14 protein-coding genes are annotated in these 21,833 nt (G+C 51.5%); 4 read left to right on the top strand and 10 right to left on the bottom strand.

All coding sequences use genetic code 11. The features are described from left to right. Positions 1–40: 40 nt before the first annotated feature. The 5 genes from O3S85_RS14005 to O3S85_RS13985 all read right to left on the bottom strand — a co-directional run bounded on the left by O3S85_RS14005 (position 41) and on the right by O3S85_RS13985 (position 6,149). The gene (locus tag O3S85_RS14005) at positions 41–214 is read right to left on the bottom strand and encodes a hypothetical protein (RefSeq protein WP_269541124.1); all 174 of its coding nucleotides are present in this window, start codon (positions 212–214) and stop codon (positions 41–43) included. A 78-nt stretch (positions 215–292) separates the two neighbouring features. Continuing rightward, positions 293–1,282 (bottom strand): aldose epimerase family protein, encoded by a 990-nt coding sequence (locus O3S85_RS14000; protein ID WP_269541123.1) that lies wholly within the window; start codon positions 1,280–1,282, stop codon positions 293–295. 465 nt (positions 1,283–1,747) lie between these two features. Next, positions 1,748–4,234 (bottom strand): beta-mannosidase, encoded by a 2,487-nt coding sequence (locus tag O3S85_RS13995; RefSeq protein ID WP_269541121.1) that lies wholly within the window; start codon positions 4,232–4,234, stop codon positions 1,748–1,750. 247 nt (positions 4,235–4,481) lie between these two features. Beyond that, positions 4,482–4,628: a hypothetical protein gene (locus O3S85_RS13990; protein WP_269541119.1), complete on the bottom strand. Its 147-nt coding sequence runs from the start codon at positions 4,626–4,628 to the stop codon at positions 4,482–4,484. Positions 4,629–4,718: 90 nt separating this feature from the next. Then, the gene (locus O3S85_RS13985) at positions 4,719–6,149 is read right to left on the bottom strand and encodes a family 4 glycosyl hydrolase (RefSeq protein ID WP_269541117.1); all 1,431 of its coding nucleotides are present in this window, start codon (positions 6,147–6,149) and stop codon (positions 4,719–4,721) included. An 80-nt stretch (positions 6,150–6,229) separates the two neighbouring features. Here O3S85_RS13985 and O3S85_RS13980 point away from each other — a divergent pair, with 80 nt between their 5' ends. Further along, positions 6,230–7,075 (top strand): helix-turn-helix domain-containing protein, encoded by an 846-nt coding sequence (locus O3S85_RS13980; protein ID WP_269541115.1) that lies wholly within the window; start codon positions 6,230–6,232, stop codon positions 7,073–7,075. 98 nt (positions 7,076–7,173) lie between these two features. Here O3S85_RS13980 and O3S85_RS13975 read toward each other — a convergent pair whose 3' ends face one another. The 3 genes from O3S85_RS13975 to O3S85_RS13965 form a co-directional block, all read right to left on the bottom strand. Beyond that, positions 7,174–7,851, bottom strand: coding sequence for a hypothetical protein (locus O3S85_RS13975; RefSeq protein WP_269541114.1), 678 nt, complete (start codon positions 7,849–7,851; stop codon positions 7,174–7,176). 7 nt (positions 7,852–7,858) lie between these two features. Beyond that, a complete protein-coding gene (locus tag O3S85_RS13970) occupies positions 7,859–11,515 on the bottom strand; it encodes a pilus assembly PilX family protein (RefSeq protein ID WP_269541112.1) in 3,657 nt (1,218 codons plus the stop codon). Between the two features lie 152 nt (positions 11,516–11,667). Beyond that, positions 11,668–13,848 carry a right-handed parallel beta-helix repeat-containing protein gene (locus tag O3S85_RS13965; protein ID WP_269541110.1) on the bottom strand — a complete coding sequence of 727 codons (2,181 nt, stop codon included), beginning with the start codon at positions 13,846–13,848 and terminating at the stop codon, positions 11,668–11,670. A 405-nt stretch (positions 13,849–14,253) separates the two neighbouring features. Between O3S85_RS13965 and O3S85_RS13960 the strand changes: the two genes are divergently transcribed. Beyond that, complete coding sequence (locus O3S85_RS13960; protein WP_269541108.1) at positions 14,254–15,285, top strand: LacI family DNA-binding transcriptional regulator; 1,032 nt, start codon at positions 14,254–14,256, stop codon at positions 15,283–15,285. Next, positions 15,282–16,301, top strand: a complete 1,020-nt coding sequence (locus O3S85_RS13955) for a LacI family DNA-binding transcriptional regulator (RefSeq protein WP_269541106.1) — start codon at positions 15,282–15,284, stop codon at positions 16,299–16,301. Before O3S85_RS13960 ends, O3S85_RS13955 begins: the two co-directional genes overlap by 4 nt. Before the next feature lie 64 nt (positions 16,302–16,365). Here O3S85_RS13955 and O3S85_RS13950 read toward each other — a convergent pair whose 3' ends face one another. Beyond that, the gene (locus O3S85_RS13950) at positions 16,366–17,796 is read right to left on the bottom strand and encodes a polysaccharide deacetylase family protein (RefSeq protein ID WP_269541105.1); all 1,431 of its coding nucleotides are present in this window, start codon (positions 17,794–17,796) and stop codon (positions 16,366–16,368) included. Between the two features lie 271 nt (positions 17,797–18,067). Between O3S85_RS13950 and O3S85_RS13945 the strand changes: the two genes are divergently transcribed. Then, positions 18,068–19,423, top strand: a complete 1,356-nt coding sequence (locus O3S85_RS13945; protein WP_269541104.1) for a sulfatase family protein — start codon at positions 18,068–18,070, stop codon at positions 19,421–19,423. Positions 19,424–19,497: 74 nt separating this feature from the next. Here O3S85_RS13945 and O3S85_RS13940 read toward each other — a convergent pair whose 3' ends face one another. Further along, on the bottom strand, positions 19,498–21,795 hold the full coding sequence (locus O3S85_RS13940) for a sodium:solute symporter family protein (RefSeq protein WP_269541103.1): 2,298 nt from the start codon (positions 21,793–21,795) through the stop codon (positions 19,498–19,500). Positions 21,796–21,833: the final 38 nt, after the last annotated feature.

The following is a 21,833-nucleotide window of genomic DNA, read 5'->3' as shown; positions in this document are numbered from 1 at the left end:
CACCAAGCCCTATGTTGAGAAATGCACTGATACTAGCTACTCACTCAAAGACCACATAAACGATGCGTGTAAGTGGAATTTTCACATCAAAAAAATGTGGACCAGCGTGATCCTGCAAGAGTTCAGCACCCTGCCAACCACTGCCGACAGCGGCGACCATAGCAACCGCGAAACTTTCCTTGAATGCATTAGCAAAGATCCAAGGCATCATCATAGACAACAATTCAAAGGCCGAATACCTTCAAGACATTACCCGGTAGACCGTCAGCAAGCACCGCGCGGACTCCGCAAGCTAGCTAAGAGGCGAACTTTCATTCGTCAAGATCAGCCACCACTCACGCACTTCGCCGGGCTGCAACCATCCATCCGGGTCCTCAGCAGGAGCAAGGGGCGAGATACCTTCATTTGGTCGATTCGTGGGCTCGATAGCGAGGTGATGCGCACCACCCCAAACGCCGCGCGCTAACCAAAAAGCTAAATATGGAAGCGACTCTACTTTGTATCGCAAAGCAATTGTGGCTCCGCTATCTACATTGCGAAGTCGCAACTTTCCGTCTACCGGCGAATCCATAAACCACTTCATTCCCGCCTTCGGCACTTCGCCAAAATACAAGGCATTCAGATCCATTCCCACCTCATCACCAGGCCAAGAAATCGTATCCCCCGCATCGACATCCACTACGCCGGGCGCAACCATGACCTCTAGAGAACTGACAGGATCAAGCTCAAGCTGATCTCCCGACAGCACCGTAAAAAGCGGATGCCATGCCCACAAGTAGGGAAGAGGTTCATCGCCTATGTTTTCCAACTGATACCGCAAAGCAACATCACGTCCCTCGAGTGAAACGCTACGCGTATAACGCAATGGCAGGCTAACCAGATCAATCTGTGTCTCCAAAGAGTCGCTCGTGCGCGCAACGACCCGCACCGGCGAACGCCAAAGCTCACCATGTGGCGGCAGCTGTCGCCCGTTCCACTGACCACTCGCCAAAGTTGGAAGCAACTCATCGGCACCAATCAGGTTACCGTACCCAAAGCCTTCTCCATCCTTCGGGGCGAGCAGCTCCCTGCCCTCACTCCGAGACCACATCCATTCACGACCAGAAATTTTGTCTTGGAGCGAATAAATTTTCCCACCGAGCTCTGGTGCAATTCCCACGCTCCAAGTGTCATTTTCCAAAACTTGAACGCCAAACTGGGCATCATCCTTCGAGGCCGACTGACAGCCGCCCAGTAGCCAAGCAAACAAAGAAAATACAAAACAAATTTCAAACTTCGTCATACGCGTACAGCATCAAATAAGAATAACTTTATAGCAACCCTCTGTTATTCTAAATCGTGCGAATCGATGCTCTCACAAGCGCACTGCACAATCGCCTGCTTAACACTTCCAAAGTGCGACTTCGCTTCGAAAGAACCAGGCATGCGAAACAAAAAGTTAACGTTCTCGCAAGATCTCCAGGAATAAACACAAGGCCAAATGGCAAGCAGCTGGCTTACCGCTTGCCCGCTCCCATGGCCTAGCAATCACATGTTTTTTTTTGACGCACTCGACGCCATTAGACTCCCAGAATCGCCGAATTGGTGAATTGGTGGGACAACTTTCGAAGGCAGCCCCAAGGACAAACGCTGCCACCCCTGGGCAGCCGTACCTACATGGCACTTGCAACCGAGCAAGGACATCATGCGAATAGTCGATCCGCAAATGCCGGCCACTGCAAACCACTGACCGGCAAGCGCAGTTCTTTTAATAGCTATCTACCAGCGAGCGATAACTCAGCGCAGCCAACGCGTCTTTACGAGTTGTATCCTGATTGAACTCGACGATGATCTCGCGCGGTTCGTCAGGATACAGATCAAAACCATTATCTGACGCGACGTATGGCATTCCCTTGAAATCGAAGGTGAACGCATGCAGGTATTGCGCTGAGACAACACTCAACACGACCGAACTTTTCGTCGCCTTCTTCAGGGTGACTTTGGCCTGAGCCTTAGGCAGCTCAATAAAGCGAGGTGGCGCGAGAAGCACCGTTTGCTGACTCACAGTCACACTGTCGATATCAAGCGCGATACGCAGATAGAGATTGTCGCGACCATGCTCCTCCATTGCCTTACCGAGCTTGAGCTTCTTTTGCTGTCGGCTTTCACCATAGCGGAGTGTCACCTTTTTCGAGCCATCCAAAAGCTTGCGACCGTCCAAGTGAAACAGATCCCAACGCAAAAATCCCTTAGCCGTTTTCGGCGAATCATAAACCGTAAAGAGATTAACCTCATCGACCGTTGTCTTGCGATAGTTGCCAATGCCCACCTGCTCATCACCGGGCACAAATGCACTGACCAGTGCCGGCGCAAAGAAGCGCTTTGCAGCATAGTGCAGCGCCTTCCAACGGCCTGTATATTCAATCGACGACCAAGATGCGACAGGCCAGCAGTCATTAAGCTGCCAGTACATTGCCCCCATGCAGCGTGGCATTAAACGGCGATAATGCTCAACGCCAACTTGCATGCAGTAGGCTTGGTTAAGCTGCGAAAGCCAGATCAGATCATCCTGAGATTTCGGAAAGCGATACCGTTGAGCCACGTAATGCAGAATCACCTGATTGCCCGCGGTATTCTTCTGGTGGTTCTCCATGATCGGGCCAAAGACGTTGGAGCCCTCCGGTGCGAAAGTGGCATTGGTCTCCGGCGAGGAGTAGCTCTGCATTCCGAACTCCGAACAAAAGCGGAATTTCCACTTTTCATAATCCTTAACCGGATGACGTGCGTGCCACACATCCCAGTAGTGCGTGTCGCCAGATTTCTCTCCCAACTCATGTCCACTCTCAAAAACGCCGCGCCACTCCGAGCTTGGCCAGTAATCGGTGCCTGCACTGAGAGACTCAACTATCGGCGGCAGCAGTTCGTGAAACAGCTTTTCGTAATCGCGCTTCAGTTTGGGGCGATCTCCGAAGAATTTTTGATTGAGCTGCGGCAGCTCATTATTGCCACACCAAAGAGCTAGGCAGGCGCGGTCACGCAGGCGGATAACCTGCTGCTCCGCCTCGACCTTGACACTCTTCAAGAAACTACGATCGGCTGGAACGAGAATGCAGGAAAACATAAAATCTTGCCAAACCATGAGCCCCAGTTCATCACAGAGATCGTAGAAATCCTCACTCTCATAGATCCCCCCACCCCAAACGCGAACGCAGTTCATGTTGGCTTGAACGGCGGCGTTTAAATCACGCGCATAGTCAGCTCGCGACAAGCGGGCAACAAAGCAATCAGCGGGAATCCAGTTAGCGCCCTTAGCGAACACCGGTCGCTCGTTCACTACGAATTGAAATGACTCCCCCCACTCATCCGCTGACCGATCCAGCCGGACAGTACGCAAACCAATGCGTTTTTGCTTTTCGTCGAGAACCACTCCATTTGAATCAAAGGCCGTCAACTTAACGGTGTAGAGAGGCTGCTCACCCTGACCAACCGGCCACCAAAGCTTGGGGTCTGAAATTTCCAATTGCGCGCCGTCTTCCGGCTGGAACTCTGCAGCAATCACGTGCTCGCCTTCCAAGTCAATTTCGACCCGGCATGTCACCCCTTTGGTTCGTCCATCAAAGTCAGGAATAACGGAAAGCTCAACGGTCTTACCTTCATGGTGCTGATCCACGCGAAAACTGTTCAGCTTAGCAACTGACCAGGCCTCCAGGCGGATATCTCTCCAGATACCTGCAGTGACCAAACGCGGCCCCCAGTCCCAGCCAAATTGACATGGCTCTTTCCGGATTCGCACTGAGTTTCCGACCGGATCGAGATGGTCTACCGGTGGCGTAAAGCTCGTCCGGTTACTACGAATGTAGTCCATCGCACTATCAAAGCGGACCCGTAAAGAATTAGCACCGACCTTGAGATGTTTTTTAACGTTCCACCGATATGCGATAAACATATTTTCCGTTGCCGCAACCTTCTGGTCGTTGACCCAAATCGTGGCAACCGTATCCAAACCGTCAGCGCATAGCTCTACCCGGCTTTCCGCCAACATTTCCTCACTAACGTCGAAATTTGTCTCGTACTCCCAATCGCGCTCCTCGATCCACTGCAAGTCCAGTTCATTCGTTCCGTAGTACGGATCAGGAATTTTCCCCAAGGCCAAGAGGTCAGTATGCACACAGCCAGGAACTGTTGCCTTGTACCAGTCATCTTGCGAGCAATCACGAAAGCGCCAATCGGCAGAAGCTAAGGATAGATTTTGCATGAGGTATCTAAAATTGGATGGCTAATTATTGGGTTATAGAAATCGAAGTCATGCAAACAACATGTCACACGATCATAGAGTAGGCGACTCGATCACTTACTCACCTAAGAAGTCAAGTAAACGTTATACTCTGTTCTCTATTTTGGCCATCACCACAAGCTCTGGAAGGATACAACGATACAATCACGCAGTGAGTAAGCGATTTCCGGATCATTCGTCGCAACGTCCAGCCCCGACACCCCTTCGCTCAGTAGAAACCCCAAACAGAGCGCATGTCGGTCAACTGATGCGATCGACAAAGTAGATTGGTCATCAGTGCCAGCAGCTCACGGAGTCGTGTCCCCTCTTGGCCAGCCGACACGTAGGCGCTGACCTTGAGGGGCAAAACTGACATCGATTTGGCAAAACTTTGCCGAATAATTCTTAGGCTGCAACGCGACCTGTACTTAAATCACGCCCAACCATACAACTCAAGCAGCCTTACTCAGTAATTCTTTACGTCCACCGTCACAAGTTCCGGCGCATCAACTTTCGTTGACGAAGAACCTCCTGCGTCGGCGGTTAACCAATCCGGTAATACCTCTGACTCCAGTTCAGTGATTTCATCAATGAGCACGCGTGCGGTCGCGATAGAATTCACGATCGGGTCCATAGACAACGCCCGAACTAGCAAATCGCGATCCTGCTTCATGATCGCCTCGATTGTGAGCTCGTGTATATCAAGGATGTGGAATTGCTGCCCCCGCAATCCATGAGGAAATGGCCCAACCTTAAACGGACGCGGCCCGGATTCGCCGATTGCACAATGTAGCTCCAGAAAGGCATCGGCCGGAAGATTATCGACTGCGAGCCCTCCATCTTCCACGCATTCTGAATTAGTGCGGTTGATGAAATAAGTGCGCCCATCTTGAACGACCATACTATGGATTACATCCGTGGCGTGATCAGATCGCATTGATTCATGGAAATCTGCAATAGGCTTGGCACCCGAAATATAATCCTCGATCTCATTCCACATCGCATCCGTCGTCTTATCCCGCTCATCGCAATTGAAAACAGCAAGCGGCGGAATTTTTTCCTGAATCGCCCCCTTGCCTTGATAGAATGGGAGGTATTCTTTCGTATGTCCCGTGCAGGTAGGAACTGCGCCAAAGAGATCATAGAGCTGCGCTGTGATGAAATTGTTGAAGCGACCTTTTGCGTATCCTGCGTCAACTTCTGTCAATGAGTTGCGGTGAAATGCATCGCGAATATCCGGCAAGATGTCACGGCCATCCAACTCTGCCTTGAGCATAAACGTGAAATGATTCACACCAGCAATACGCATATCGAAACGGTCGATTTTGGCAACGTCTTCGCCAATCAGTTCAAGGTAGCTTCGCTTTTTGTTCGGCATGTGGTGTGTATCACAGAGGGCAAAGCTTTTAATCTTCGAATGTCGCATCAGACCGATACCCATCGTCGCTGACGGGTTGACATAGTTGATCAACCACGCTTCCGGGCAGAGTTCTTCCATGGCATGTGCGATCTCCAAAATTGCTGGAAACTCACGAAGCGTGTGAAAGATTCCAGCCGGCCCAATCGTATCGCCTGAGCACGAACGAACACCGTACTTGGCACCTACCTCGCATTCGATGCGACGATAGTAGGTGTTCTTTTTCGAAAAACTAAGCACCACGAAATCCGCACCGGGTAATGCTTCGCGGAAATCTGTCGTGCACTCGATATTAATATCCTTAGAGTTGATCGCCAACCGCGCGAGCTTCTCCATTCGCTCAAGATTATTCGTTTCAATATCCACCAAGCTGAGCGTGCAGTTGCTGAATCCAGGTAAGTGGGAAACGGCCCAAATTGCTTGCCGTCCGAAAAAGAGGCTGCCCGCGCCGATAATTACAATTTTAGGGGTGTGCGTCATAATGTTGCTAAATTTCCATCATTATAGAAGACTGCTATCCCTTTTACTAGAGGATAGATGATGCTAAGACAGGACAATTGATGCACGCAAAATTCAGCACCTACCGATTTAATAATCAGCCACCTGACGATCTTCCGCTCACGGTACGCTCATGCGGATCGTATTCGCTGACTGCACAAAGCAGCGTCGAAGCGCCTCGAAAAAAATGGTTTAGCGAGCTCTTCTGGAGCCAGGAAGGTTGCGGCGAATTCGAATTGGATGGCAGATGGCTCAAGGTCGATGGCACTGCTGTTTTCTTCCTGCTTCCCGGAGAAACTCACCACATCCGCCCCATCAGCGACCATTGGACTTACCATTGGCTAACCTTGGATCACCCCGATAGCGCGCGCTGGCTCCAAGGATTTGGTATGTCTGAGCGAATTGTGCCGATGTCAGACTGCCCGGTACATCTGTTCAAGTCATTGTATAAGATAATCGACTCAGCCGCGCTAACCAGCGATACCGAAGCCGCGCAAATGGCACACGAGATCCTACTTACGACTCGAGATTTGCGAAGAACCGCCAACCTCGCGAAAAGCACATGGCTGGAAGAGTGTCGCCAGCGCATTGATCAAGACTTTGCAGATAGCCAACTAAACATTTCGCAACTAGCTCAAGATTGCGGCGTCCATCGCACGACACTGTTTCGCAGTTTCCGCCAGCATTACTCGATGCTACCATCTCACTATCTACAGAACCGCCGACTTCACCGAGCCATGGATCTACTAAAGCAAACCGATCTGCCAATTAAGGCAGTATCACATGATGTCGGTTTTAGTGATCCGAACTACATGGCGCGCCTTTTTAAAAAAGTAACCGGACAAACTCCGATAGAATTTCGTATCGCTCACCGCCAAGCAGATATCACATCCCCCAATCATAGCTAAGTTTCATAACCGACCTTGTCTATGTTAGCAACTTTCGGTGAGGGAACCAATACAACCAAAAGCAATCGGCTTGTTAGCGGGCTCACACATGGCGCTTCCTAAAAATACATCTTCTTGACGTCGATCCGCTCATCTTGATTGAGATCAGTGGTCACAAAGATGAGTGCTGAACGCCCATTGCGAACCGTCCATACGCTGGAATAAGCGATCTTGGCATCACCGGGCTTTTCACTGACTTGAATAGCCATGGCGATACTCATGCCGCCTTCGGCATTCAATGATACGTCGACATCTTTCTCTCCATTAGTCGGAATCTGGAACCGCTCATCACCAAATTTTACGTAGACCGGGAAACTCGATAGGTTAAAAAAACGATACTGGTTGGTGCCGCCATCGGCTGGAGAAAAATTGATAGGCAATATACGATACTCGCCAGTATTCCCGTTTTCGACGAATATTAGCAGTTTCTGTTGATTGGGATTCGGCGTATAGGTCGCAACGACTTTCTCGATCGGATTACCTTCTTCATCCTTTCCAGCTTCCCTCAGGAATTGAACAGTCTTTGAGCCCATGAAGCTATATTCCTTGGAAGGACTACCATTGGGAATCCAGAGAGGAATCTTTTCACCTTGCGCATCCCTCACGTAAACATCGCTGATCAACTGCGTCCAACTAAGCGCACTGAAGCGCACCCGGCTCGTTCCATCGTTCTGCGCCATCATGGACGCCGGAGCGAATGATAAAAGTGCGATAGCAAATAAAAATAATTTCTTCATTGGTAAACTAAATGTCGTCTTCACTCAGCCAAGAGAATGACACGATTTTAAACTTTCTTCCGAAATCGCTGGATGGCTTTACTAGCTCGCGCATGGACGTCGTATCTGCTCCCGAAGACGCATCAGGTTCGGGAATACGCTGTATTTTGGCCTCACACCAAGCGCGCCCGACGACTTGCTGAGTCAATGGATCAACCGCTTGGCCGTAAGCCCGGATCGTAAATGTGTCAGACCGAACCGTTAGCTGCGGTCCTATTTGCTGCAGTATATCCCCCTGCAAAACAAACCCCGGAAACCCCATGTTGGTGCGATCAGTCTCCGATAGGTTACCACTCAACAGATTTGTCATCTGACTGAAAGTCTCGACCTCCTCACCTTCGACCAGGCCAGTTAATTCATTAGTCGCATTGGAGCCATCCACACCCGAATCCAAGGCAGCTTGCAAGGCTCCCTTCTTGCCGAGCTCACTGTTCTCTAGTTTGCGATTCACGAATGAAGCCAGAGAAAGAAAAGGGCCACGATCCTTAACTTGCTTTACAATCGCTTCAGCCAACCAACCAATTTCTTCTTCATTCAGGCGGCGATATCCCTTCCAAAACTCTGACACAGAATCCTCTTCTTCCCGCTGATAGCCACGATTGTATGGCCGCGAAAAGCGAGATACCAGCGCATCCTTTTCTGTCACGATACTACTACTGCCCGTTGGATCATAAATCGGAACACGCAATTCGGATACGCTTGCGAGTATCGCCTTCCAGGCTTCAACCGATGTCGAGTTAACGTTGAACGCACCATTAACCCACATTTCCGCAGCAGTCGAATAGCCGGTTAGTGCACGCTCTTCCTCATCTTCACTGACTTCCACAAACTCTGCATACCGTTCGCCATCCGTTTTACTGGACGGAATAAACTCCATGCGCGGGTTTTTTACAACATCGTCCAAACCTAGCCCACCACTCGCAAGCAGCGCTTGTATGTCCTCACGATCAGTCTCACCGGCGGGAATATCAAGCGAGGAGAAGAAGAACCCATCCCACAGCCGCTCATTCACCAAGTAAGAGAAATCGAAGTGCTTCAGCCCGGTAGCATCACCGAAACCTTCAACCCTTGTGTCGTCCAAGGGTATGCGTAGGCTCGCATAGGAATTACCGACCATGTAAGTCGGATCGAAATGATATCGGCTCATATTCGCGTGTTGCAGTTGCCCGAGCGAAAGCAGTGGCTGGCGAGGGCGTTCGAATAAAATCACATTCGTTTGCCCTTCGGCACTGCTGATACTGTTGCCCCAAAAGCCGAGTTGCCGGTCGTTGGAGTCCGTGAAGGTCTCCGGCTCTGCCTGATTTCCGCCTAACGCCCCCGTGTAATATAGGCTGATGTATTCGGAGCGACCGCTTTCTCCATCCCAGTCAATTTTGCTGTGAATGGCCCGAATGTTTGCGTCAATCAGATTGCGGATTGAGTCAGTGGGAGACGCTCCATTGAGCGGGTCACTGGTTCTCAGCGCAACGGCAATCGTTTCAAAACTATCCTGATATGTTGCGGCCGTAAATGAGGAATAAGCACTTGCAAAACTGGACGGCTGATCGCCGCTACCCGGTGCCCATAGGTCTTGGATTTTCTGAATGACCTGGTCATTGTTGAAGGCGTTGAAAAAGAAAAACAGCTCACCAAATTCTTCGTAATCAATACTGATACTGGTGGGAGCATCCTGCGCCAATGCCCGGTCAAGGATGTCGCGCTCTTCCCGCGATAACCCCCACTGCGGATGAGCTCCAACCCCATAGTCTGCCAATACACCGGGCGATAACTCCTCTTCCGCTTCTTCAATAGAAATTGCCCCGGTTTCATTGGCAATCGGCGGACCACCGAACTCTTTTACATTACCATCCTCGTCCTTATTATTCAGAACAAATTCAATGGAACCAACGGCAGGCCATTTTTGTGAGAGCTGGTTACTTTCGTTATTATCCTTGATTTTCCCATCCTCTTCTTTTTTCCGGTCAACCGCTTCGTCATTCCCGATAAATGCAAAATGAACCGTATCCCCTGGCTGGAAGTTTTCTTCCTTAAAACGCGAGCTGTATCGCCCACGATTATCCTCTTGGTAAACTTCAGCCTGATAAAACGCGACTGACTCATTGGTAATCGCACCCGTTTCTTCGTCCGTCAGTGGAAAGGTTAAGGTTATCTTTGGATTCAGCGTCCAAACCATACCCAAATTCGGCGCTCTTAACTTCGAGTTATATGGATTGTACAATGAAATAACCGGCATGAGTCTGAGAGCGGGCACGACGTGTCCGTTCTTGGTGCGAGTGCTGAGCGCATGGGAAATCCGTATCTGAGAAATCACCGGCAAAGCCCAGCTGCTCTCTTGATACAGGTCGAGACCTGCCCCTGGAGAAACAGGATCGTACTCAGATTCATAGGGCATCAAGCTGCTGTTCCGAGGCGATGTCGGCTTGTAGCCATGAGTCGCCCGATGAGGCGTGTATTTGTCCACCTCGCGGCCTTCAGAATTCATTTCCTTGGCACTTAAGTGGATCGTCTCGTTGCTATCACGACCGTTGGATGAGGGACGATAGTGTTGATAATAATCCCGCAGGATGCCCCAGTTGGGACCACCGCTTTTAATCAAAGGGTCATTGACGAAAAAATAGGGCTCGGCAGTCAAAGGATCAGCCGCGCTATCATCGCCGATTACGCTTTCAGAAAACATGGCTGAAAATGCGGCATCCACCTCGAATGCCTTCGTTAAGTCCCGTTTCAGAGCGCCATCCTTCACGTCAACAAGGAGACCCTTCGAGTAAGTCGTCAAATCATGCAAACGTGCGCGCCTCAAGCTATCGATATCTGAGACACCATCGGAAACCCAATCGGGTGTGCGAATACTTTGGTCAAATACCATCGGCAGGGAAGTATCATTGACCGGAAACTGATCCAGCCCATCAACATATTCCACTGCGCTGCGCTGCGATACCTGAAAAGAGCGGTTTAACTCATCAACATCACTACTGGCGGCATTGCGGTCAGCGATACTGACAAGCGCTTTCGAATTGTCACCCGTTACCCAGAATGCGTAGCCGCCCGACTGCACCCCATCGGTTACAACATCCGTCATTTTCACGCTGACAGCTGGCACCTCGTATTCGTCGGATGCAGACGCAATGGTAACCCAATCCTCGCCAACCGAAGCAAGTGGTGAAAGGTAATCGGCATCGGTTGGATTCAGGTTTTCATTGCCACTGACAACCCAATAGGCGAGCGAGGCGCGCTCTGCCGCATTCAGTGTATCCCAATTCTCCAACTGGCTATTCCACACCCCGAGCCAATAAGGGTTCGCCATCGTATCCTCATCAAACCCATTCTCTCCGGTCAAGATGTCAGCACGGGCAGTGACACGGGCATCCGGTCCGGCAATACGCTTTAGTTCGCCTATCGCCATCATCAGCCCCAGATAGGCATTTTGCCTGGCACGGTTTTGATCTGATTCGTTCGATGTAGAGGCGAGCTCAATTTGCGTCATTGTAGCCAGCCCCAGAATAAGCAGGAACATGAACCCCATCAGACTCAACGCAATCACCAGCGCAAAACCAGAACGACGACGGCTTTTCAATACAAACGCGTCGCCATTGCGGCTTGCTGGAGTTGGGCTGAGCGGGGACATAAAGATACGAGCTCCCAAAGGGACATTTACTTAAACGGCTCTTTTTTAGCGAACCATAGTACTGAATCGAATTTGAAGATACTGTTTAAAGTACAAAGCTGCCCCCAGAAACGCTCCTAAATAATGCGATAGTGCAAACATCTCCGCTGGCCTCACCCTTGTTCGCTGGGCGCTGGTTCGGAAGCGCTGGCTGGATTATAATTTTCCGGAAACTTCGGCCAGTGCTTGGGCTTCGGAAGCTTGCTATTCGTTTCGACGGCACCCATGTCTGGCGCATCGCCGGTGTAATAGTCATTGAAATTCGGGATCCGTTCACCGGCATCATGCCCGGGCGTTCCAGGCGCAAGCCAAAGGCGACCATCCGGTGCGCGCTCATAAATAGGTGAAGCTTGAACACCGTTCACTTGAGCGCCCTCCCGGGTTTCCAGGCGGCCATCAAACATGTCGTAATCAAAGTCATTGCTGTAGGTCCGTTGGCGGTCAGCAATCGCCCAATCACGTTCACTTCGCATCTGCAGGACATTATTTCGGCTGGTGATGTTTTCCTGGAGCTTTGATTTAGAGGTAAAAACTATCCCCGACTGAGCGCCACTAGCGGGTTCCGTGCTACCTTCGAATGGCGGTGGCTGCAGGGCTGTATTGTGGAAAATATACATTTTTCCGCGAGTAAATTGCTCTCGCTCGTTACCCAACTTCACCAGGTAGTGTCCGCGCAGATCGTTTTGGCTCGTTCCCGAGTGCTTACGCGACTCGGCGTAAACGTTGCGGAATAGATAGAGCGGCCCCAGCGAAGGCGAGGCCGCACCAATAGCGCCATAAGTCATGTCCATGTAGTTACTCCAAACACGCACATTCATATCTGCGCCCTCGATCTCCAACGCGTCGTCCCAACAATGGGAAACAAAGTTGTCGTGAATGTCGCTATCGCGATTCGGGAAGCCGCCATAGCCGAAATTTGCCGTCTCGCCCATGCCATCGTTAAACATGTGGTCAATATCGGAGTAGATTCGATTAAACCGGATCACGAACTGCCCCTTCCCCTTTTTGAAGGTGATGCCCTGTGGTCCTTCCGGGTGTTTGCTATTGGTGCCAGGGCGCTTCTCTGCCCATGAATTGCTGTCTGTCCGCGGGTGGTGCAGTTCACAATTCTGAATAACGATTCGCTCCAATTGCTCAGACTGACTGTAAATGGCCGAACATAAATTCTTGGCCTGTCCGCTATCATACTGATCACCCCAGCCACTGATGTCGCAGTCTTCGATCACGACGTTGTTGACGTCACCAAGCATGATGCCATGGGTCGCACCACCTTTCAGCGTGAAGCCGCGAACAATCACCCACGATGCGTTGACCTCCATGTTGGAACGAAAGTCCCCTTTGACGTCCCAGACGGCACCTTTTTCAGCCGGTTCATATAATACGTAACCTTCTTCTGCGCTGCCGCCTTCGGTGATTATATACGTGCCGTCCTGATTAGCCGGTGCCTTGACGGTACGCGCAATTTTAAAATCGTCAGACCACGTTGCGAACGGAACGATCCGCTCTGGACCGTCTTCCAACTGAAGCCGCGCTTCATACTTCGTCCCTGGCTCGAGATAAACGATGCTGCCGCGATACTCCCCTTGGTGGATGGCAGCCTGCTTTATGTGTTCGGTAGCATCAAACCAAAGCGGCAAGGCCTCGCGCCACTCGCTGGCCCCCTGCTTGCGGTATGCTACGGAAACGGTGCGGTCAGCAGCACCGCCATTTGGCTTCCAATACAATCCAACAGATTCAAAGGTCGGCACGGCATACGGAGCGACCTCCTCCCCTTTATATGAATAGGGCGGCAGGACTTTTAGCGAAATATCGTTAAAAGTGGCACTCTCGCCGACAAATTCTTCCTTTTGCTGCCAGCGCAATAGGATTTCCACATACTCGGCACCATCGGAGTTAAAAATCTTTTCAACGCTTTCCCAATCGGTGGTCTTGTTGCGCGAGGTGCTATTGCGGTCCATTTCGCGCCCATTGGCGTATCGTTTAATTTGAAGAAATGCCAGATTTCCGGTGCTTGCCTTGATTTCGCCAGTCAGTTGATAGCGGGTATTTTTCTGGACATCGATGCGCTGCAAAATCTCGCCAAAGCCCCGTTCCGCTTTGATCACCTCTACCTTCAGTCCGCCTTCGCCGGCCGCTTTGGTAATTGTTTGCTTAGAACGTATCGTCCAATCGGCGGGTTTCTTATCCTCTTGCCATTGAGAGTAGTCACTATTCTTGATAAGGTTATCCGCGCTAAGCCCTGACCAAGCAAAGCACGCCAGGAGCAATAAAAAGTTAAGAGATCGGGTTTTCATACAACGGGAATATTTGGATACCACAAAGGTATCACGGTGGTATTTTCTAGAAATTAATAATTTTACGCAATCACCGCCTCCCACCGAGCATCGGCGCTGTTAATCTATTAAACTACTAAGTTGCCAATACGCCCCAAAAGCTTTGACCGAGTGTATTGAATACGTTAAACAACCACGTTTTCGATCAACTGCCAACACTACCCTAGCTTATTTCTTTCGTTGTAACCCCCTCCCTCGATTCAACTGACATCCCCCAATCCCCCCCCAGTTGCAGCCCGCGATGCAGCCCTGAACACCGCGGACCTGTAGCAGAGACGAGTTTCTAACGCGGCACTCGTGAACCAACGACAAAGCTAACTATCCTTATCTCAACCGCTTTATAAGCCGATTAACCGTATCATCCCCATGGGCCCTCGCGTGACGCAAAAAAGTATCGCCGAACACTGCGGTGTAAGCACCGCTACGGTATCTTACGCCCTCCGCAACAGCTCGCGAATCCCAATGGCAACGCGCAACCGCATTCTAGCGGTCGCCAAAGATCTCGGCTATCAGCCGGACCCGGGGCTGGCTTCGCTGGCATCTCGTCGCAGCACGCGCGGCAACGTCCCGCTTACGTCGTCTGTCGCCATTGTTCACCCCAACGCGAAGGACTCTCGCCCCAGTAAACTGTTCGAGTATCACTCCCGGCATTTCAAAAAACGCATGAGCGAACTCGGCTGCCTGGTCACAGATTTCCACATCGATCATGACCGCTACCGCCCCGAGAGGCTTGCCCAAATCCTGCGCACCCGGGGCATGAAAGGCATCCTGCTCGGCTGGGGCCAATGGCCCGAAAGCATGAAACGCTTTCCCTGGAATGAGTTTGCCGTGATCTCCACAGAGCGCACAGATCTAGCCTCAAGCATTGATAAAGTAAGCATGAACCACTTCCATGCGCTGGATGATATTTTCCAACACCTAGAAGGCTCATCATATAAGCGCTATGGGATGATACTGCACGACGACTGCCCCAACAACACCGTCAAGCACATCCTGGGTGCCTACTATGCCAATCTTTACGAACGCCCAAGTCTGGTAGGAATTGAGCCGTTTCGCTATCATTTGGGCGAAGAACCCGACCGCCTCAAACAGTGGTATGAGCGGCTGAAGCCCGATCTCATCATCAGCCATCGTATCATCGATTTAAACTACTTTGCGCGTGCCGGAATAAACATCCCCGATGAAACCGGCCTCGTCATTCTGGAGATTGATGAAGAAAGCTCAGTGGATTTCTCAGGGGTTTATTCGGGTGCCGAAATGGGACGCACCATTGCCGTTTCACTGGCGCGTAAAATCCGGAACGAGGAAATCAACGCTACGCGCTCAAACGGTAAGCTGACTTTCGTTAACGGTGTCCTGCACGAAGGCTCCACCTGCCGAAAAGGAGGTCGGCAATGAATATGAAAACGCTGGCCGAACACTGTGGTGTAAGCACCGCCACAGTTTCCTACGCCCTCCGCGATGATCCGCGTATCACCGAAACGGTGCGCAAGCGCATTCAACAAAAAGCCCAGGAGCTTGGCTACCGCAACAACCCGCTGAGCGCCTCGCTGGTTGCCTACCGGCAAGGCGTTGGGGCCAAGCCGATTCAGCAAACCGTGGCAGTTCTCTACAGTAACCCTGCCACCTCACGACGCAGCATCCTCTTCAAGCCGCACTTGGAAATCCTGCGGCAGCGCCTCGGCCAGTATGGCTATGTGCTCAAGGAGTTTCATCTCAATGACTGCCAATTGAGCGCGGACAAGCTGGCCCCTACCCTGCATGATCAGGGCATTCGCGGCATCGTTCTTGCCTGGGGTGACTGGGGTTCGCGCTTGGAAAATTTTCCCTGGAATGAGTTCGTGGTTGTTTCCGCCGAGCGAAACGAAATACACCCATCGATCGATCGCGTTAGCATGAATCACTTTAGCGCAACTGACGAAGCTTTCGAGCGCCTGCGCATCGCAGGAGCTTCGCGCATCGGCCTTATTTGCTACGACGACCTCCCCATACGCGTGAAGAAAAACATTGTCGGTGCCTACCTCATGAACCACCACCAGGACGAAGGTTGCACCGCAGAAATACCGCCCTACTTTTACTCTATGGGTGAATCGACTGAGCGCTTTAAAAAGTGGTTCGAGACTTACCACCCCGACGGACTGCTATCCCACCGAATTATTGACCTAAAATTCTTTTCCGACGCGGGCTTAAGCTTCCCCAAAGACGCAAATTACGCCGTCATCGAAGTCGATGATGTGCGCTCCACTACCGAAAGCTGCCTGATCATGAACGATGAACTCGGCCAAGTTCTCGCCGATACCATTGCCGGCAAGCTGCATTACAACGATCATGTGGACCTCAGCAGCGAAGGTAATCTAATCTTGGTCGACGGCCAATGGCAGCCAGGAAAAACCACGCGCCCGGCTAAAAAATAACCCCGCAGCGACAAGCTTCTAACAAGAAAAGCCAGCCACTGCGGAGTTCCCCCAAAATGAGTATTTACGAAACCGCGGTCGGTTCCTTGCTCGCGATCTCCTCAGGCACTTCGCCGAAATATTCCATCGCCATCAATTCTTCCTCAATGGACAGGATTTGCGTGTGCATGATGTTCGGTGAATAAAGAGAACGCTGATCTGCGATTCTTTCCGCAATCATGGCCTTTTCCAAATAGATGTTGGCCTTCTTCAAGTCTTCAATGCTTTCGCGAACATTAAAACGACCAGGCGAAGTTGGCGCGGGAGGCCAACGCGAATCCGACACAAATGCCGAAGTAACGGCTTTGCGCGCCTTTTCAATAAACTCTGCGGCAGCCTCGTTGTGTGAAACAGCCTCGCGCAAACGCTCGACGCCCTCGAATACGGCATGACAAACGGGGTCAAGAATTCGAGCTTGTGGCGTGTTCAACCAAGCGCGCGCGGTACCACCATGCCAGGCACTGCCCCGCTCAATTGACTTAAAGTGCTTGTCATCCAGCTGAATGACTTCGCTCTGGTCGATTAGCTCCGACGGTGTCGCAAACTCATAACCGCAGGCAGTAGCGGTCTCCAGCAGACTTGCAAAACGGTCAACACTTTCGGGCTCGTGCTCAAAGAAACGCGCATGCCCGAACTGCTTCACGTAAAAGTAAGCGCTCGTGCCAATGTATTCGGCATCTTCCGCATAAGGAATCACGAAGCTGCCTGTGGCTTCAGCACGGTCTTTCCAGCGTCCCAACAAACCGGTAATCTCATCCAAAGAGACTGGCTCGGTGCGGTTGCCCTCGGTCGCGCCCATCAGATACCAAAGCATGGGGTTGGCAAAGAAATCCACGCGGAACAGGAGCTTCAGACCGGAGGATGTTTGCGAAACATTCGTCAGGTAGCGCTGATACTGCGGCTTGTCCTTGATGAAATCCTCAATGCGGAACAGCTTGCTCTTGTTGCTGTGTCCGCGTACGTCGTAGTCTAAGCCGGTCGCTTCACGAATTTCAGGGAAGCCCAGGAAGAACGAATCGCCGTCCATGACCAGAGAGTCAAAACCAGCCTCTTGAAAAATGTCTGGCAAAAAGTCAGCCCAGCTACACTCGGGATTCCAACCAAGGCGAGGACGGTGACCGGTATATTTTTCCCAGGCATTGAGACCGTCCTTTAAGCTACCCAAACCGATCTCGGGCGGGAGGTTGGCCAGCATGATATGAGTGAAAGGCGAACCCACCCCCTCAACCAGACCTGCATCCATCAACGCCTTCAGCTTGGCTAGCACTTTGGGGCGTGTATCCGCCATCACCTTGAGCGTTTCACCCGAGGCCTCAAAGCCGATCTTGGCACCGGTTTTCTCGACGAGATCAAAAAGCGGTTCGTAGGATTGATCAATGACCCATGGGCGACGAGCCGGATCCAGCTGGCTGTATTGCAAATTACCGTGGGGCAGAAACAAGATGCGAGGTTTCATAATATATGATTAGCGTATTGATTAAACGAAATGCGCAGCAGTTGCCTTATTGGTTGAATGCGCGCAAAATATCTATCCAGGATAGCCACCTGACTTTCCAAATGAGCCTGCATTGATCACCCCCCTTTCTCAAACACCAGAGAGCTTAATCTATTAAACGAGAAATCCAACACAAACGCTTTGCCAATCCGCGAAAGCGAATAATAGCTTAAATTCGCAGCCTATCCGTGTTTCGTTGCGCAAAATCCAACCGCCCCCAACCTGTAAAAGCATGAAAAATCTCAACGTGATCTACCTCCACGCCCACGACGCGGGAACCTACGTTCAGCCTTACGGCCATGCCGTGCAAACCCCACATCTACAGAGCCTGGCCGAGTCCGGCATGATGTTCCGCCAATCCTTTTGCGTAAACCCAACCTGCTCCCCCAGTCGCGCATGCCTCCTTACCGGGCAAACCGCACACGAGAACGGAATGCTCGGCCTGGCACATCGCGGTTTTCGGCTCGATGACTATAGCCGAACCTTGCCCAATTTCCTGCGCGAAAAAGGCTGGCGCACCGCCCTTTCCGGCGTCCAGCACATTGCCCACGAGCCCTACGCTTCGGTCGATGAAATAGGCTATGATGAGATTCTTGACCAAGTTATGATCAATGAGTCGAACGAGTCGCGCCGCCGATATTCCAATGACTCCCATGGCGTCACCCAAGCTGCGGAAGACTTTCTGGCCCGCGAGCACGACAAGCCCTTCTTTCTCGATATCGGCTATTTCCCTCCACATCGAATTGGTGAAGGTGACTTCCCCTCCGACTTCGAAGTCCCGAACCCTGCCTATGTCCGCCCACCGGCCCACTTGCCCGATACCGAGGAAACCCGGCAAGACTACGCCAATTACATGGCTAGCGTGCGCACCTTTGATGCCTACGTCGGCCGTGTAATCGAGGCAATCGACCGCAATGGCCTCGCCGAGAACACGCTGCTAATCGCAACAACCGATCACGGCATCCCCTTCCCCGGCATGAAGTGCCGCCTCACCGACCACGGTATCAAAGTCATGCTCATTATTCGCGGCCCAGGTGGATTTGCTGATGGCAAGGTAACCGACGCCATGGTCTCGCATTTGGACATCTTTCCCACCGTTTGTGAAGCCTTGGGCCTCGCAGCGCCGGAGTGGACCAGTGGTCAGCCATTGCAGAAATTAGCCCAAGACCCGAAGGCCACCCTCCATGAGCAGATATTTACCGAGGTCAATGTTCACGCGGCCTACGAGCCCATGCGCTCGGTGCGCACGTCGCGCTGGAAATATATTCGCCACATGAATCCGCAAAGTCACGTCATTCTGCCAAATTGCGATAATGGCCTGAGCAAAAGCTACCTGTGCGACCATGATTGGGATGCAAACCCACCCGCGACGGAGGAGCTATACGACTTGGTCCTGGATCCAATGGAAGCTCGAAACCTAGCTGCCGAGCCGGATCACCAGGAGATTCTTGCCGACATGCGCGAGCGCCTCGACAAATGGATGCGTGACACCAACGACCCAATTCTAAACGGACCGCTCGACGTGACTGGAAAAATCATCACTCCATCCGATACCTACTCTCCCTCCGGGGAGCCCAGGCCTGCGTGATTCTTAAAACCGAGTGACTCGCAACGCCGAGTATCAGGCTGGCTACCGGTAATTAATTTCCGGGTATGCCGGCCTTATTCTTTATCTTTCTGCTCGGATGACTCGTCGAACGCCTGCTTATCCATCACAGAAACACCACCCTCTACACGGCCATCGTCCAGCGGGTTATCCGTGCGGTTCGCCAAATCACGGAAGAGGCGACGGGCATCAATAATCCCGCCTACCATAAACCAGACAGTCGTTACCACTCCAATTAGCAAGCCAACAAGGATATAGGTGATGAAGAAATAAGCGCTCCACCACGAGTTCGGCCAGGGGCTAATCAGGTTCCAGACAAAGACGACCAGGAAGCAAAAGCCAAATTTGTAAACGATCGAGAAGTAAAAAACCGACCAGGCAATAATGCGGTCGCCCTTCGTGTAGTCCGGGTTAATGCCCACCAAATTCTTGACGATGTTTCGCGGTGCCCAGGAAACCTCGATATGCTTCTTACCATCGATGCTGTATTTACCGCGATGCAGCAAACGCTCTAGATTGTAGGGCTGGCGACAAGTAAGCATCGAAACAATCACGTATGAGCTAACGCCAAGGATGATGGAAATAAAATAAAGCTCATAGGAATTGATAGGCAGCTTCACTGCGCTCATTTCCCATTTGATGTAGGGATTCAATGGAGTCGATACCGTCACCAGGAAATAAGAAAGCGAATCAACCCAGCCCTGTTGCTCTAGAAACGGGAAAACCAAATCCGCCCAATTCCGTTGCAGGAAGAGACCAAACATCGAAAAACCGCTGCCACAAATTAATGCCGCATACGCACCGGCAGTTGTGCCAAAACGGCTATATAAACCAAAGACCATGATCGGGCCTGCGCCCCCCATCCAGATAGCGGTCATGATCGTGATGAACATGTTCAGGAAGTCCAGATTCACGAACAGCATTGAAAAGCACCAGAAAATCGCGGCCATGCCGAGTGAGGTAACCCGCAGTAACAACAAGTGCTGCTTTGGGCTAGGAGCCTTTTTCAGATTCGGTAAAATGATGTCCTGCACCAAAGTCGACGAAGAGTTGAAGATGCGCGAGTCATCCGTCGACAGCATCAGCATGATCATCAACAAGCAGAAAAGCCCCGTGAGACCGATCGGAAAAATTTCCTTCAACGCAACTGGCATCATCATCTGAAAGAACAGCGTCCGGTATCGCTGAAACTGGTGATTAGCCTCCGGGCTATCACCCAGGACTTCTTGCGCTGTATCGAAGTAAATGGTATCGAGATTTTCCTTTTGCGACAGTGGCGGATCCTCACCGATGACATGGCGCTGCACCGGTATTGCGGCAATGCGCTCATTGAGCTCGGCACGCTTGGCCTCATCGGTCACCACTTCGCCCACAATGGTCTCGGAAAGCTTCGTGCGAATGCCGTGGGCTTGCTCCGCGTAGTTGCGATGCGTCATCACCGTGATGATCAGGATCGCAATCGCGATCCCCATAAATGTCGACAAACCCGCACGCCACGACCCCAGCAAACCCGCCATTTTTTGTTCGTGCGGCGTGCGTCCAGAGCCAGAGGTGTCGTTGCCAATCCAACTAGCGCGGTTTAGGACCATACTGACCACGTGGACAAACAAGGCGAAGATGTTAAAGTCGCGTAAGCCCGAAACATCCATGGGATTCAGAAAACTCTGCCCATCGACACGGTCCAGCATCGTTGGCGAAATTTCATTACCCCACGAGACATTGAGCAAGAGATAACCGGTAATGATGACAAAGACCGGGTAACAAATCAGCCCTTGAAAACAGTCTGTCAGCAGCAGTGAAACACGCCCTCCCGGCCAGATTACAATCATCGCCATGATCAGGACCAGCGTCACAATGATTCCATAGCACGGCAGCGGAATACCGAGGATAGTCACCTCATGCGGCAGGCCGAGGTAGTAGATAAAAAAGTTAGCCGCAATCGCCGGGCCAATGGCATTGGCCATCATCTCGGAGCCTGTGCGGATCGTGGCAGCAATCACCCGCAAGCGTCGGCTGTAGCGCATTTCCAAAAACTGCCCGATGGACAACGATTTGGTTTCCCGAAACCGATAAACGCAATAGCCGGTTAAGCCCATGATGATGCTAACCGGCATGATCATGATATACCAAAAGGCCATTCCATAGCCGGTCTGGTATTTCATTTCCACGAGCGCCACCAGCGTCACGATACTCAGGGTGCTCGTCATATCCCCCACCGAGATCACGTAGCGACCAGCTACACGACCAGCAGCCAGAAAATCAACCACACCGCGGATATACCTGCGCGAATAAACCGATAATGCGAGAATCGCAACAAGCGGTATCAATACAATCAGCCAGTCAATGATATGCATGGGCGTAACCAGACGTTTTTTTAACGCGGCAAAGAAAG

It is taken from the genome of Cerasicoccus sp. TK19100, from assembly GCF_027257155.1.
In the GTDB taxonomy this organism is placed as follows: Bacteria; Verrucomicrobiota; Verrucomicrobiia; order Opitutales; family Cerasicoccaceae; genus Cerasicoccus; species Cerasicoccus fimbriatus.
Note: the sequence above shows the minus strand (reverse complement) of the source record. Positions and strands in the feature narration are given on the sequence as shown.

Bases quoted from the DNA above. Each gene is read 5' to 3' on its own strand.
- O3S85_RS14005 (WP_269541124.1), bottom strand. From the start codon at position 214: ATGATGATGCCTTGGATCTTTGCTAATGCATTCAAGGAAAGTTTCGCG.
- O3S85_RS14000 (WP_269541123.1), bottom strand. From the start codon at position 1,282: ATGACGAAGTTTGAAATTTGTTTTGTATTTTCTTTGTTTGCTTGGCTA.
- O3S85_RS13995 (WP_269541121.1), bottom strand. From the start codon at position 4,234: ATGCAAAATCTATCCTTAGCTTCTGCCGATTGGCGCTTTCGTGATTGC.
- O3S85_RS13990 (WP_269541119.1), bottom strand. From the start codon at position 4,628: ATGTCAGTTTTGCCCCTCAAGGTCAGCGCCTACGTGTCGGCTGGCCAA.
- O3S85_RS13985 (WP_269541117.1), bottom strand. From the start codon at position 6,149: ATGACGCACACCCCTAAAATTGTAATTATCGGCGCGGGCAGCCTCTTT.
- O3S85_RS13980 (WP_269541115.1), top strand. From the start codon at position 6,230: ATGCACGCAAAATTCAGCACCTACCGATTTAATAATCAGCCACCTGAC.
- O3S85_RS13975 (WP_269541114.1), bottom strand. From the start codon at position 7,851: ATGAAGAAATTATTTTTATTTGCTATCGCACTTTTATCATTCGCTCCG.
- O3S85_RS13970 (WP_269541112.1), bottom strand. From the start codon at position 11,515: ATGTCCCCGCTCAGCCCAACTCCAGCAAGCCGCAATGGCGACGCGTTT.
- O3S85_RS13965 (WP_269541110.1), bottom strand. From the start codon at position 13,848: ATGAAAACCCGATCTCTTAACTTTTTATTGCTCCTGGCGTGCTTTGCT.
- O3S85_RS13960 (WP_269541108.1), top strand. From the start codon at position 14,254: ATGGGCCCTCGCGTGACGCAAAAAAGTATCGCCGAACACTGCGGTGTA.
- O3S85_RS13955 (WP_269541106.1), top strand. From the start codon at position 15,282: ATGAATATGAAAACGCTGGCCGAACACTGTGGTGTAAGCACCGCCACA.
- O3S85_RS13950 (WP_269541105.1), bottom strand. From the start codon at position 17,796: ATGAAACCTCGCATCTTGTTTCTGCCCCACGGTAATTTGCAATACAGC.
- O3S85_RS13945 (WP_269541104.1), top strand. From the start codon at position 18,068: ATGAAAAATCTCAACGTGATCTACCTCCACGCCCACGACGCGGGAACC.
- O3S85_RS13940 (WP_269541103.1), bottom strand. From the start codon at position 21,795: ATGCATATCATTGACTGGCTGATTGTATTGATACCGCTTGTTGCGATT.